Source organism: Sorangium sp. So ce117 (assembly GCF_051524395.1).
Lineage (GTDB): Bacteria > Myxococcota_A > Polyangia > Polyangiales > Polyangiaceae > Sorangium > Sorangium cellulosum_B.
In genome coordinates, this window is the sequence record NZ_CP150309.1 from 2,157,826 (window position 1) to 2,171,878 (window position 14,053).

The 14,053-nt window shown below is 73.2% G+C and carries 7 protein-coding genes; 2 read left to right on the forward strand and 5 right to left on the reverse strand.

Features of this window, described 5'->3' with window-relative positions; all coding sequences use genetic code 11:
- Positions 1-37 precede the first annotated feature (37 nt).
- The 5 genes from WMF46_RS08155 to WMF46_RS08175 form a co-directional block, all read right to left on the reverse strand.
- The gene (locus WMF46_RS08155; RefSeq protein ID WP_437985101.1) at positions 38-1,828 is read right to left on the reverse strand and encodes a glycoside hydrolase family 44 protein; all 1,791 of its coding nucleotides are present in this window, start codon (positions 1,826-1,828) and stop codon (positions 38-40) included.
- A 52-nt stretch (positions 1,829-1,880) separates the two neighbouring features.
- Positions 1,881-3,245 carry a DUF1552 domain-containing protein gene (locus WMF46_RS08160; protein WP_437987869.1) on the reverse strand — a complete coding sequence of 455 codons (1,365 nt, stop codon included), beginning with the start codon at positions 3,243-3,245 and terminating at the stop codon, positions 1,881-1,883.
- 27 nt (positions 3,246-3,272) lie between these two features.
- The gene (locus tag WMF46_RS08165) at positions 3,273-4,997 is read right to left on the reverse strand and encodes a DUF1592 domain-containing protein (protein WP_437985102.1); all 1,725 of its coding nucleotides are present in this window, start codon (positions 4,995-4,997) and stop codon (positions 3,273-3,275) included.
- A 757-nt stretch (positions 4,998-5,754) separates the two neighbouring features.
- Positions 5,755-7,542, reverse strand: a complete 1,788-nt coding sequence (locus WMF46_RS08170) for an adenylate/guanylate cyclase domain-containing protein (protein ID WP_437985103.1) — start codon at positions 7,540-7,542, stop codon at positions 5,755-5,757.
- Between the two features lie 24 nt (positions 7,543-7,566).
- Positions 7,567-9,372, reverse strand: a complete 1,806-nt coding sequence (locus WMF46_RS08175; protein WP_437985104.1) for an OmpA family protein — start codon at positions 9,370-9,372, stop codon at positions 7,567-7,569.
- 68 nt (positions 9,373-9,440) lie between these two features.
- On the opposite strand from WMF46_RS08175, the gene WMF46_RS08180 reads away from it, so the two are divergent.
- Both WMF46_RS08180 and WMF46_RS08185 read left to right on the forward strand, forming a co-directional pair.
- On the forward strand, positions 9,441-11,897 hold the full coding sequence (locus WMF46_RS08180) for a FecR domain-containing protein (RefSeq protein WP_437985105.1): 2,457 nt from the start codon (positions 9,441-9,443) through the stop codon (positions 11,895-11,897).
- Positions 11,894-13,405 (forward strand): serine/threonine-protein kinase, encoded by a 1,512-nt coding sequence (locus tag WMF46_RS08185; RefSeq protein ID WP_437985106.1) that lies wholly within the window; start codon positions 11,894-11,896, stop codon positions 13,403-13,405. Before WMF46_RS08180 ends, WMF46_RS08185 begins: the two co-directional genes overlap by 4 nt.
- The last annotated feature ends 648 nt before the right edge of the window (positions 13,406-14,053 follow it).

The following is a 14,053-nucleotide window of genomic DNA, read 5'->3' on the forward strand; positions in this document are numbered from 1 at the left end:
GCTTGTCTCGACGACGCTCCGGACGAGGGGGACGCGGCTATCGGGGGACCAGCACCGACACGCTGTGGGCCGGCATCGCGTAGGTGAAGGCGTTCGTGGCGCGCGGCGCGATCGGATCGGCACGCACGAGATCGGCCTTGGTGGACGTGAGTTGCCACGCGTCGATGGCCGTGTAGCTCTCGTGGGCGGCGAGGGTCACCGCGGCCGTGAGCGGGGCCGCTGTCTTGTTGATGGCGACGAGGACCATTCGGCTCGGATCGGCCGCGTCGATGCTCGCGTACACGGTGGCCTTGGCGACGTCGCTCGTCTCGGCGCGGACGGACGTATCGCCGAAGCGCGCGCCCTGCCCGTCGTAGCTCGTGAAGGCGCGCACGCCGGCCCGGAGCATCGAGACCTCGTCGCCGGGATCCCAGATCGTCGCGAGGAACACGCCCTCGCGGCCGAAGACGCCGAGGGCGTCGGCCTGCGCGATCGCGCCGGAGATGTGGTTGCCGCCGCCGTAATTGTACTCGGTGATGCCGAGGGCGGTGCCCGGGTAATGGGCGTCGATGAGGCCCTGGAGCCAGGGGATGAGCTTGATGGGGCCGCGCACGACGTCGTTCGCGATCCAGCTGTCCTCGACGAAGGTCGGATCCCAGAGCGAGCGCGGCGCCTGGACGCGGGCCTCGACCGACGCGGGGGAGGCGTCCGAGCCCGTGAGGCGCTCGCCGTTCGCGTAGATCTCCGTGTACCAGTGCAGGTCGAGCACGTCGACCAGGCGGCGCCCCTCGCTCAGCTCGGCGGCCTTCATGGCGTCGAGCCAGTGCTCGATGAAGTTGCCGTCCGCGTCGGGCGCGTCCTGGAGGCTGACATAGCCCGAATACCCGTAGGAGACGAAGCCGGTGACGAGCGCATTGGGCGCGACGTCCTTGATCGCGGAAGCGAACTCGATGTTCTTGTCGACGAGCTCGGCGTAGCGCACCGGCTCCGGGTGGATGCGCTCGTGGGTGTGATTCCAGAGGTCGGGCTCGTTGTCGAGCGAGAACAGCACGCTCGCGACGTCGCCTTCGAAGGCGTCGGGGAAGGCCTGCTTCATCCAGGCGACGAACTCGTCCTGGTACACCGCGTTGTCGGCGAGATCGGGCGACGAGGAGAAGGGAGCACCCTTGCGCGCGATCGTCGGGTGAAAGCGGGTCTCGAGGTAATTCCGGGTCTGATTGACGTCGCCGCCGCCGTCCTTGTCCGCCGCGACATATCCGCAGATGGGGATGGTCGCGATGAAGGCGGCGCCGTGCGCCAGCGCGCCCTCGGCGTGCATGCGCACCGCCGCCCCGGGGACATCGCCGTTCGGGCTGTTCCCGGCGAGGTACCCGTCGTTCTGGTACATGTAGTCCGAGCCGGCGTTGGAGGCGTTGTTCTCCCAGTTGTACGCCGTCATGCGGTTGCCGCCCATGCGCACGACGGTGGTGCCGCGCTGCTCGCCGTCCAGGTCTTCGACCCAGTTGGCGCCATAGATGAGCCGGCTGATGGGGCGCACATCCCGATCGGCGCGCACGGTGAAGGTGACATCACCCGGCCCGGGATCGCCGGGCTCGACGAGGTCCGCGGGAGGATGGCCGCCGGACCCGCCCTGACCGCTGCTGGCCGTGCCGGTGCCGCCGCCGGAAGCTCCGGCGCCGCTGCTGGCCGTGCCGGCGCCGCTGCTGGCCGTGCCGGCGCCGCCGCCCGAAGCGCCGGCGCCGCCGCTGCCAGCAGAGGAGGAGTCGGCGTCGTCGCCGCAGGCGAGGAAGGCGGCAGATGCGAGCAGGACCAGCGTGGCGTGCAAGACGGGAGCATGTCGAGAAAGCATGCGGTGCATGGTATTTCATCCCTCCGCGGGATCGCGGCGCGTGCTGGCGCGCTCAGACCTGGATGCCCGCGAGCGGCGACGTGACGCGCCCTGCGTCGATGCCGAACTCCGTCACGTTCAAGCCCATGACCTGGGCGACCGTCAGGAGCGCCTTGCTCAGGTTGTCGCCGGGGAAGTTGCGGTGCTCGTCGCCGCGCAGCCGCCCTCCGGCCTTCCCGGCGAAGAGCACCGGCCATTCCGTCCTCGTGTGCACCTTACCCCACGCGGTGTCGGACGTGACGTACACGAGCGAGCTGTCGAGCAGGTTCGAGCTGCCGTGCGGCGTGTTCTTGAGCTTCGTCAAGAACTCGTTCAGGCAGCGCATCGTGTACATCACGCCCTTGTCGACGCGAGGCTGACTCGATTGATCTCCGGCATCCCCGTGGCAGATGGTGTCGTGGAAGTCGTCGTTCATGTCCTGCGCGAGGTGCCGGTAGTAGACGTGCGCGGCGGGCAGCGAGAACATGAACGAGAGCACGCGGGTCCTCTCGCAGGCGAGCGCGAGCGCCGAGAGCTCGACCATGGCGGTGTTCACCGCAGGGGGCGCCTCGCTCTGCCCATCCTTGCCGGTGGTGGGGGCCGTCGGGCTCTTGCACGCTGACGTCGTGCCGCCGCCGGACGACGTGGTCTCGAGGCGCTGCTCGATGGCCCGGATCGACTCGAGGTGCTCCTCGATACGATGCCTGTCGGCCGCCCCGAGCCGCTGCTTCAGGCTCGCGCCGTCCTGCAGGACGGAGTCGAGCACGCTCTTCCGGACGTTCGCGAGCTTCGCGGCCTGCTCCGCGCCGTCGTCGCTCGGCTCGGGCAAGCCGCCCATGAACAATCGGTTGAACACGGCCTTCGGATCGAACTCCGCGTTGTTGCGCGCGTTTGGCCCCCTGTGCGAGACCGTGTGCAGCGAGTCCTGAGGGCCGTTCGGCGTCGCCGGCGTCACCCCCACCTCGAGGGAACGGTACGGCGCTCCCTCGGAGATGGCGCCCGCGACGACCTGGTCGATGGACGCGGCCCGCACGGCGTTCCCGCTGAGCGGCGCGCCCGTCGTGGCTCCCGCCGACCCCGAGGGGTGCTCGACGCCGGAGACCACGAGCTTGTTCTCGAGGCCGCTGATCACCGTGAGGTACGACTTGAGGTCCGCGAGCGGCTGGAGCTCCGGGCTGAGCTCCCAGGCCTGACCGGAGCCCGTGCGCGTCGGCTTCCAGCGACCGGGCAGCGTGCCGTTCCCGAAGAACCACGTGACGTAGAGCGGCGACACCGGGGTCTTCGTCTGAGCGTGCGCCGTGCCGCTCTCGTTCAGCATGATCTCCAGCAAGGGGAGCGGGATGGTGACGGCGGCGCCCGTCGCCAGCATGCCCCGGAGAACAGTTCGTCGGTTCAACACTTTGTTCGTCATGGGGGGTACCTGCGATCAGGGTTGGGGGGCGACGGACGAGAAAGCGTCGTTGGTCACGACGTCGAGGACCAGCTCGCGCAGCTTGTACCCCGTCCCTTCGAACGAGGCGGTCAGCGCGTTCAGCACGCGCTCGTCCACGTCTCTCTCCTCGTGACCCGCTGCATACGTGTAGTACTTGCGGACGAGGCACTCCGCGACCGAGGCGTCCGAGCTGAGGGTCACGCCGAGCGCGCGCGCGTCGGCGACAGGCACCCCGTCGAACTCGCCGCTCGGGTCGATCGGCAGGCCGTGATCGGTCGTGCGGAAGCGGCCGATCGCGTCGAAGGTCTCGAGCGGCAGGCCCAGCGGGTCCATGTACGAGTGGCAGCCGGCGCAGGCGGGCTCGGTCCGGTGGATCTCGAGCCGCTGACGCTTCGTGAGGGGCTTGTCCGCGGGCGGCTCCGGGAGCTCGAGGGCGACGTCGCCGGGGGGCGGCGGGATGGGCGTGCACATGAGGGCGTCACGCATGAACTTGCCGCGCAACGTGGGAGAGCCCTCCTTCTGGTTCGCGAACTGCGAGAGGAAGCCCGCTTTGCTGAGGATCCCGACGCGCGGGCCGTCCGCGGGCAGCGAGCGGACCTCGAAGGCGCCCGAGCCGAGGCCGGCCGTGTCGATACCATAGAGCTGGGCGAGCTCGGTGTTGACGACGACCTTCGTTGTCGAGAACAGGTCGAGCGCGCTCGTCCGATCGTCGAACGCGAGCACCTCCCAGGTGCCTCGCATGTCGCGGACCATCGCCGCCTGCAGCGCGGGGCTGTACTCCGGGAAGAGTCCCGCGTCTTTTGCCTGCGTGCTGAGCCGATCGAGCCGCATGTACTCCTCGGCGAAGGCGCCGACCGCCTCGCGCCCGGCAGACGCCTCGAGCAGCCGCGTCGCCGCGGCGCGGATCCCCTCCACCGTTGCGAGCCCCCCGCTCGCGGCCTGGTCGAGCAGCTCCTGGTCTGGCAGGCTGTTCCACACGAGGAACGCGAGCCGGGACGCCATCTCGTAGCCCGTCAAGCGAAGCGAGCCGTCCGCGCTCGGAGCGCCGAGCTCCGGGCGATACAGGAAGTTTGGAGACGTGAAGAGGGCCACCGTCGCCCAGCGGGCCCCCTCGACGGCGCTCTCGAGCTCGGTCGCGGCGTTCGCGGCGACGGCCGCGAGCCGGTCGACCTCGGCGGCCTCGAGCGGGCGGCGCCACGCACGGAGCCCCAGCGCCTCGATGAAGCCGCGCACACAAGCGTCGTTCTCCGCGCCGCTGGGCGCGCAGCCGATGAACCGGTCTCGCCTCGCGGGATCCGCGAACACCGCGTCGACGGCGCCCTCGATGGCCGCGTGGTACTGCTCGACGCCTCGCTCCGAGGTCACGACGGTCGCGGCGCCGATGACCGCAAAGTTCCCGTTCCAGCTGTCGGCGTCGAGGTCATTGAGATTGACCTCCACGCCGAAGATGTCGCGCACAGCGTTGCGAAATTGCGTTCTCGTCAAACGGCGCAGCATCCCGGCCGCGGGCTGGAACTGCGGCGGGTCCGAGCCCGTCGGTGAGCCGTCGCCGCCGACACCCGAGTCCGTCGGTGTTCCGTCGCCGCCGACAGAGGATGACCCAGCGCCCTCCGTCGTGTTGTCACCCAGCGCGCCCGTGCACGCGGCCGCGAAGGCGAGCGCGCAAACGCAGGCGACTTCTCTTGAGAAACGGAGCTCGTGCCAGGACGGCTTCTTCATCTTGCTCTCCGATGAGGCGACGGGGTGACCCGGCGGACCGTACCGAGGATTTATCGATCCCCGTCGAGTCGACGAGGTCTGTGGTGTCCTCCGGTGGCGCACCCTCGGTAAGGACACCAAGCCCCATCGCTCGGCCATCGCTTTCGCGGCGGTCGGGCGAACGGAGCTCAAGAATCGACAAGAACTCGATTGGATGACGAAGGGGGCGGCGCGCAGGGCGACCCGCTCATGCGCGAAGCAAAAGGATACCCCTTGAGCCAAATGTGAACGATCACATGGCCGAGGTCAACGCCAATCGACCGGTCCGCGCAACGCCGCGAGGCCGAGGGAGGGCAGGGCTGGCGAGCTCCTCCGGATCGCTGCGTCACGAGGGCGGGCGCCGGCCGCCGCGATCGCGCGAGGTGCGCCTGCGCCGGCACTGTGAGCGTTCACAAATTGGCGAAACGGTATCTTTTTGCTCTGACCTGAATGGGGGATGTGCACGTCGTTCGAGTGTCCGGATGAGCGACATCCCCTCCGCCGGTGCGCTCGACGGAGGGGGGCATCGGCGTCAACCAAGCGCGTTCAGGGCCCTGAGCGCGACCGAACGAGCTTGGTCAACACCGATGGTGTGGGTGCTTGAGCCGCCAAGACGTCACAAGATACCGACAGAAATCTCGGCGTCCCATGGCGCCTCGGCGGTTCCATCCTTCCGGCAGGGCGGGGGAGCTCACCACCACGCGTTGATCGGCGCGCGCGCGGGCGCGCTGTGCCCGCTTCAGTCCGGATCGAGCGCGTACACGGCCGTTGTCGTCTTTCGCCCCGTGAGGTTGCGCTCGCCCAGCGCGCGCAGCGGGAAGGCGTCGCCGGCGAGGTCCCTCGTCGCCGCGGAGACCAGCACCTGGTTCGGCGCTGCGATCGCCTCGAGCCGCGAGGCCACGTTCACCACGTCGCCTATCACCGTGTACTCCATCCGCTTGTCGGAGCCGATGTTGCCGACGATGGCCTCTCCGGAGTTCACGCCCACGCCGAGGCGGACCTCGACGTCGTACCGCTCGCGCCACTCCTCGTTCGCCGTCTCGAGGAAGCGCATCATGTCCTCCGCGGCCGCGAGCGCGCGGCGCGCGTGATCCTCCTGCGCGATCGGGGCGCCCCAGACGGCCATGACGCAATCGCCGATGAACTTGTCGACAGTGCCCCCGTGCCGGAACACGATCTCGGTGAGCATCGAGAAGAGCTCGTTGAGGAGGGCGACCATCCGCTCGGCGTCGCGCGACTCGGCGAGCGGCGTGAAGCCGACGACGTCGGCGAAGAGCACCGACACGGCCGCCCGCTTGCCGCCGAGGGCGAGCGGGTGCTCGCCCCGCACGATCGCGTCGACGACCGCCTTGTCCATGAACCGGCCGAGATCGCCGCGGAGCTTCGCCTCCCGGGCGATGTCCGCCTCGCCCTGCTCGAGGTCCTGGGCCATGCGGCCGAGGGAGGTCGTGAGCTCGCCGATCTCGTCGCGCCGCCCCCGGAGCGCGTCGCCGAGCGCGATCTCGCGCCAGCGCCGGGCGCCGATGAGCCGCGCCTGCGCGACGAGGTGGAGGATGGGGCGCGTCACGTGGCGGGCGGTGACGAGCGCGAGGGCGAGCGCGAGGACGAGCGCGCCCGCGGCGACGGCGACGCCGCGGCGCCGCATCTCGTCGAGCGCGGCGAAGGCCTCCGGCTCGGGGCGCCAGATCGCGACCGCCCAGCCGAGGTCGGGCACCGTCTCGATGGCGCCGATCATCCGCTGGCCGCCCTCGTCGTGCGGGGCGAGCACGCCGATCCTGTCGTTCAACCCCGCGCCCGAGGGGAGGTTGCGCCAGATCGGCAAGGACGAGACGTCGCTGCCCGGCGCGACGCCCGGCACCCCGAGCGCCGCGATCGCCTGGCGGTCGTGGCCCGCGATGAGCAGGCGCACCGCGCGGCTCCCGAGGCGGCGCCCGGCGATCACCTCGAGGTTGAGCCCGAGCATGTCGAGCGGCACCTCGGCGACCACGTAGCCGGCCGGGCCGCCCGGAGGAGGCGGCGCCGCGGCCCCGGCGCCCGCGTCGCCGGGGGGCCGCACGCGGGCGACGAGGAGGCCGCGGGCCGGCCCGATCACGCCGAAGCCGACGCCGCGCTCGTCCGCGAGCTGGCGCAGCGCTGCCGGCGCGGCGGGGACGTCGGCGTCGGACGACGCCTTGCGGATCACGGTGCTGATCCCCGCGTCGGGCACCTCGAGCCGCACCGCGTCGACGAGCCCGCGCGTCGCGACGAGGGCGCGCACCGACGCGACCGCGTCCTCGTCCCGGATGGCGCCGCCCGCGGCGTGGCCGAAGATGGCCGCCGCCGCGACGGCATCGCTCTCGACGTCGCGGACGAGCTGGATCGAGGCCGAGGCCACCTCGGAGAGGATCGCCGTCTGCAGTCTCTCCTCGGAGGTCCGCACGGCGCGCCGGTTCACGTCGATGAGGAGCGTCACGGCGACAGCGACCGGGACGAGACCCATCGCCGTGAAGAGCGCGATCGCCTTCGTCTTGAGCGAGAATTCCCTCACGTGGAGGCCTCCGCGGGCGATGCGTCACTCAAGAGGGCCGTCCTTCCAGCCGGCCGCGCCCTCGTCGGTGCGCTTGCGGATCTGGAACTCCACCCTGCGGTTCTTGGCCCGGCCGTCCCGGGTACGGTTGTCGGCGAGGGGGCGGCGCGCGCCGAAGCCGCGCGCTTCGAGGCGGCGGGCGTCGATGCCGTGCGCGGTCAGCCACGCGACGACGGCGAGCGCACGGCGCTGCGAGAGGCTCAGGTTCGCCTGGGCGGCGCCCTGGTTGTCCGTGTGGCCGTCGACCGCGACCCGGGCGATCTCGGGGTGCTCCTCGAGGACGGCCGCGACCTCGGAGAGCAGCTCGAAGCTCTCCGGCTCGATCTCGGCCCGGCCCGTCCGGAACTGGACCTGCTGGAGGATCACGATCTGCGAGCCCTCGATGCGCACCGCGAACGGGCAGCCGTGCGTCGCGCGATCCTCGCTCGGCTTGCCGCGCTCGTAGGGGCAGGCGTCCGCGGCGTTGGGGATGCCGTCGCCGTCCGTGTCCGCGGGGCACCCGTGCTTCGACGCAGGCTGGGACCCGGCGTTTGCGGCGGCCTCGGCCGTGACCCCGGACCCCGCGCCGCCCGGTCCCGCGTCGGCGGCCGCGCTGCTGACCCCCGGCACGTCCGGGCAGCGATCGTCGACATCGTAGATCCCATCGTCGTCCCGGTCCGGCGGGCAACCGCGGCGGAACGCCGGTCGGGCGCCCGCCGCCGCGGCGGGCGGGCGCGCCTCGCCGATGACCCGGGGGCAGGCGTCCTCCGCGTCGGGGACCGAGTCCCCGTCGAAGTCGGCGGCCGGAGGCGCGGCCGGCGTCGCGTCGCGAGCGCCCTTCGTCCCGGCGGACGCGCCGGCGACGGCCGAGGGGGCGGCGGCTGGGGGCGCCGACGGAACGACGTCCGCGGCGATGCCTATCCCCGCGAAGAAGCGCGCCTTCGGTGTGCCGGGCAGCCGCCCGAAGCCAGGGCCCGCGCCCGCGTCGAGCGTGAGGGGGCCGAGCGACCAGCGCGCGGTGAGCAGGAGCTCGCCGCCCGCGCGGCCCGGGACCTCGAGCGCCGATCCCTCGCCGGCGGCGGCCCAGACGGAGAGCTCCGAGCCGAGCTGCAGCGGGCCTTTGCGGACGCCCGCGCCCGCGGAGAAGAGGACCTCGCTGCCCGTCAGGCTGTCCGCCGAGGCCTTCTGGAACCGGCCCCCCGCCGAGGCCGACCAGCGGAAGCCCGGGTGCTCGGCCCCGACGATCACCCGCGGCGCGTAGCGCACGGCGCCCGCGCCGGCGAACGCCGCCTCGTCTCCCGTCGGCAGCCAGACGGAGAGCCCGAGCGCCGCCGCCGGCCGGAGCCCCTCCTGGGGCAGGAGCGTCACCCTCCCGCCCGCCTGGAGATCGCCGAGCGTGGCGCCGCCGGCGGGCGCCGTGACGCGGATGCTCCCGAGCGCGCCGGACGCGCCGCCCTGGTCCAGCACGAGCGGCGCGTCGAGATCGAGCTTGATCCGGCGCAGGAGCTCGACGCTCGCGAGCGCGTGGAGGATCGCCTGCCGGCCCACCCACGTTACCGACCCGGCAGGCGCAGTCCCGCGCAGGCTGAGGGGTTGATGAGAATAGGAGAACAGAAGTCCGACCGCGGGCCGGAGCTCCCCCGATACGCCGGCAGAAGGGACAGTGGATAGCCCGTCGCCCGCGGGCGCGGGAGCGAGCCTGTCGAGCGCTGTGGCCTCCTGCGCTGCGGCCGGCATGGAAGCCGTGGCCGCCGCGAAGAGCAGCGGGGAGGCCAGGAGGGGCGCGATGACGCGCGCCGACCAATACGCCATCGGTCTGCTCGTATCCTATTGCCTGGTCCCTTGCAACGCCGATCTCGATCCGGTAGCGTGCCGCTGCCGTGGCACCGTCAAATGGCCAGTCCGTCGCTATCTCGGTGCTCCTCGGCTGCGCCACCCACGCTGCGATCCACGCTGGATACGTCGGCTCGGCGAGCGCCGGAGAGCCGACGCCCGGATATCCGGAGGCGGTCATTCAATGGGGCGTGCAGGCGGGAGAGACCTGCGACGACATCGCGGCGGTCCTCTACGGCTCGTCCAAGCATGCAGCGCTGATCCAGCGGTACAACCGCGTCGCGTGCGGCCCGGGCACGACGCTCGCCGAGGGGCTCACGCTGGTCCTCCCGGCCGAGGTGACGTCGATCCCCGACGCGAAGCTCCGGTCGATGCACCCGGACGTGCGCGCCCGCCCGGCCGGCGGCGCCTGGTCGCCCGCGGCTCAGGGGATGCCCCTGCTCACGAACTCGAGCGTCAACACGCTGGATGAGGGGAGGGCAGATATCGAGTTTGTGGATCGGACTCGGGTGCTCCTCGCGCCGAATACGCTCGTCGTCATCTACGGCACGGCGAGCCGAGCGCGGGTATCGAAGACGCCGCCCGCGGCCGTCGAGCTCGCGGACGGCGAGGTGAAGGCGGCGCTCGCCGCGCTGCGGGGCCAGTCGGTCGAGGTCGCCGCGAGCGGGGGCGGCCGCGTGAGCGCGTCGTCGCGGGACACGGTGGTGCAGCGGCGCGGGGAGCGGACGACGGTCGCGGTGTTCGACGGCAAGGCGGGCGTCACGTCGGGCGGCCTCTCCGTCGTGGTCCCGAAGGACCACGGCACCCGGTTCGTGGGCAGAGCGCCGCCCGCGCGCCCGCGCCCGCTGCCGGCGCCGGTCGAATGGACGACCGCGGACGCCGCGCAGATCGCGCTCGCCCCGGAGGGGCTCGGCGTGCTGTCGGCGTCGTGGAAGCCGGCGCCGGCCGCGGCCGGCTACCGCGTCGAGATCGCGCGCGACCCGGAGTTCAACGATCTCATCGCCCGCGAGGAGGTGAAGCCGGACGTCCTGTCGTTCCGCGCGGAGAAGATGCCGGCGGGCGCCTATTTCCTCCGGGTCCGGGTCGTCGATCGCGAGGAGTACCTGGGGGTGGGCGCGGTGCGCAGGTTCCACCTCGTCGCCGCGCGGGCCGCAGGGGGCGTCGTCCCGGCGGCGCAGGAGATCACCGCGAACCCGTACGGGATCATCGAGCTCACGCCGTCTCCCGCGCTCGAGCTCTCGCTCGACGACGGCCCGTTCGGCCCCGTCCCCGAGCGCATCGATCTGCTCCAGCGCGCCCCGCGCGCGCTCCGGCTGCGCGAGCGCGGCAGCGCGGCTCCCGGCGCGGCGACGTCGCTCCCGGTCCGGTACACGAAGGTGGGCGCGGTGGTCTCGGCCTCGCGCGCGGCGGCGCCGGGCGGGCCGGGCGGGCCGGCGATCGAGGCCCGGGTCGAGCTCCAGGGGCTCGCCGGGGTCGACGTCGCGCGGCGGGTGGCGCCGCGGCTCTTCGCCCACCTGCCGGGGGGGGTGCGCTCCGTCGCGCTCGCCGGCGGCGATCGCGGCGGCGCCCTGACGGCGCGGATCCCGCTGCCCCGGGAGGCGCTGCGCCCCGGTGAGCCGCTGCGCGTCCGGCTCGACGTCGCCGACGGCCGCGGCGGCGTGCTCGGGACGAGCGACGCCGAGCTGCCCGCCGCGCCCGAGGCGCCGCGCGCCGCGCCTCCGCCTGCGCCCCCGGCCGCGCCCGTGCTGGGCGCGTATCTCCCGCTCCTGCCGATGTCCGGGGTGGCCGACGGGCTCTGGCTCGCGCCGACGCCGCCCTCGGTCGCGGCCGTCGGCGCGGCCGCGGCGCGCTCCGGGGGCGGCTGGGTCGCCGCGGGGCAGGTGCGCGCGAGCGGCGCGGTCGGCCCGCTGGGCCTCGACGTCGCGCTCCGCTCGAACCCGGCCGGTGAGGGGGATGGCGCGGGCGCGGGCAGCACCGGCTGGTTCGGCGCGCGCGCGCGCGTCCTGCGCCTCGGGCGCTCGGAGCTCGAGCTCGGCCCCACGCTCCGCCTGGGCGTGCCGATGGCCGACGGGAGCCCGCCGCTCCGCATCGAGCCCGGGATCGCGCTCGGCGGCGCCGCGGGCAGGCTCACGTGGGTGGCCGATGTCGGGGCCCGCATCCGCGCCTCGGGCGACGGCGCGGCGGTCGGCGCGGGCGGCGGCGCGGCGGGGGGCGAGGGCGCGGCGGCGGGCGGCGAGCCGGCCACGCCCGCCGTGCAGGGCTTCCTGCTGGCGGGGGCGACGGCGGATCCGGCGCCGTGGCTGCGGCTGCACGGCGCGCTGGATCTGCACCTCGTCGACCGGGAGGTCAGGGCGGACGACGTGCTCGGCGGGCTGTCGGCGGGCGTGGAGGCGGGCGGCGCGCTCTTCGGGGCGCTGTCGGTGCGGGTGAGCCCGTGGCGCGACGAGGGCGAGGGCCCGGTGACGGCGCAGATCGCGGTGGGCTTCCGCGAGGCGTCGCCGTGAGCGCGGGCGACGGCGAGCGCCCGCCGCCGGACGGGGACCCCGACCGCACCGTGCTGAAGGGCCAGCGGTCGCCGGACGGGCGGGCGCCCGCGGCTCGACCGCGCGCCGACCCCTTCGCGGCCGCGGAGACGCTCCCCTCGGACGAGCCCGGCGCGGGCGCGGCGCAGCGGGCGCGCGCCGGGCGGGTCCTCGGCGGGAAGTACAACCTCGTGCGGCTGCTCGGCGCGGGCGGGATGGGGGAGGTCTACGAGGCGGAGCACGTGCTCCTCGGCGTTCCGGTCGCGGTGAAGACGATGCACCCGCACGTCGCGATCCTCCCGGAGAGCCGGCGGAGGTTCTTCCGCGAGGCGCGCGCCGCGTCGCGGCTCGTGCACCGGAACGTGGTCAAGGTGCTCGACCTCGGGGGCGACGAGGACGGCGGCGACGGCTCGATCTACCTCGTGATGGAGATGCTCAAGGGGCAGTCGCTCGGCGCGCTGCTCCGGGCGTCGCGCGAGCCGCTGCCGCTCGCGGAGGTCGCGGCCCTGTTCGCGGACATCCTCGACGGCGTGGGCGCCGCGCACGCGAGCGGCATCGTCCACCGCGACCTCAAGCCGGAGAACGTGCTGCTCGCCGAGCAGGACGGGGAGCGCGTCGCCAAGGTCGTCGACTTCGGCCTGGCGCACCTCGACGACCCGCTCGACGCCGGGCCGACGCTCACCTCGCAGGACATGGTCGCGGGCACGCCCGAGTACATGAGCCCGGAGCAGTGCCGCTCGCTCGCGGTGGGCCCGAGCACCGACCTGTACGCGTGCGGCTGCATCCTGACGGCGCTGTTGCAGGGAACGCCGCCGTTCGTCGGCCTCCCTGCGGTGGAGCTCATGGCGATGCACATGTTCTCGATCCCGCCGCCGCTGCGCCGGCCGCCGGGGGCTCCGCCGGTCCCGCCGCTCCTGGAGCGGCTCCGGCTGGACCTCCTGGCGAAGCTGCCCGAGAAGCGCCCGGAGAGCGCCGCGGCCGCGCGTTCCCGGCTCGACGAGGCGATGTCGCTGGAGGCCGAGGCGCGGCGGCTGCCCGCGCGCAAGGCGGACGCGCCGCCCGGCGACCGGGCGGAGCGGGCGCAGGCCTGGCCGGAGGGCGAGACGGCGGAGCTCGCGCCCGTGCCGGAGCGCACCGTCGCGCTGCTCCGGCTCGCGCCGGCGGGGCAGGGGCTCAGCGAGGCGTGCGAGATCGGGCTCGACGCGCAGGGGATCCACCTCGCCGAGGTGCCGGACGCCGCCGCGCTGCTCGAGGCGGGGCTGGGCGTGGCGGTGATCGACGCCGGGGCCGACGTGGAAGGCGCGTGCGCGCTGCTGGAGGCGCTCGGCCGCGCGGCGCCCGTCGTGCGCGCCGTCGTGTGCGCGTCCGGGCTCTCGTCGGACCGGATGAACGCGCTCGTGGCGGCGGGCGCCGCGGACGTGGCGCGTTATCCGGTCGCGCCGGACGCGCTGTCTCGCAAGATCGCGCGGGTGGTGCGCCGGGGGCGCTAGTCACCCTCGCCGCGCCGCTTTCCTTGGCACCTTCGCCGACTTCGCGCTCTGTCGCCGGTCGGAGACGCGGCGACCCGGGGGCTCAGCTCGTTCACACGATCGGGCGCGAACGGATCGAGCGCGGTGCGCGCGTGCCAGAGGCCAGGCTGCTCGTCAGTTGGCCCCTTTTTCTGTTCTCTTCTCGTCGGCCGCTTCGAAGAGACCAATCTGGAACGAATAGGCGTTTGCAGAGCTGCGCCGGGACCTCGCCGCCGCTGCTGCTCGGGTGCAGTCCCGCAAACGCCTGTCTCACCGGACGTTGGCACAAACGGGAGCCTGTCTCACCCGGCATTGGCACAGATCGGTCCATGGAAGTGGCCCAACGTGGGGTACCCAAAGCAACCTCCTTCCCGAACGCACCGAGACCTGCGGGCACCGACCTGGACTCGCTGCGAGCGCGTGCGCAGCTTTGGTAGATCATTCCTGCCGTCGTGCTCGAACGTCCCGCGACAGCAATGTCTCGGGTCGCGCGCGGCTCGCTGAAAGAACCGCGTGCACGCGAGGTTCAGCGCCTGGCACGTCGCTTGCCATTGCGTTTGCACAGGTGAGGGCCCGCGCGCGCAGGCGATCGTGCCTCGCGCTCGCGACGAGAGGAGCAAGCGACGCGAT